General features: G+C 39.4%; 1 protein-coding gene. It reads right to left on the reverse strand.

The genetic code is table 11. The annotated features are described in order from the left end of the window. Window positions 1-269, reverse strand: a 269-nt coding sequence (locus tag SB660_RS20900; RefSeq protein WP_410584274.1) for a methyltransferase, incomplete at both ends; no start/stop codon positions are given.

Here is a 269-nt window from a genome sequence, read left to right on the forward strand (position 1 = left end):
ATTGTGTATTTACTCGGGGTCTGAATTACATTTAATAGTGTTAATCCGGCTTTTTCAATCAATTGTTCAAACTCGGTTTTCTTTCTGACTCTGCCGCCTGCAGAGCATACTAAAAATAATAAATCACGAAAAGCTTCTTCAGGGGACAGCCTGTCTGCTTCAGGCACATTTTCAACTATAATCAGCTTGGAATGATCAGACATGGCACCGGCTATATTTTCAAGAATAGCAACCACATGCTCATCATCCCAATCGTTTAACACTTTGCT

The sequence above is a fragment of the Bacillus sp. SIMBA_005 genome, from assembly GCF_046535585.1.
Lineage (GTDB): Bacteria > Bacillota > Bacilli > Bacillales > Bacillaceae > Bacillus > Bacillus pumilus.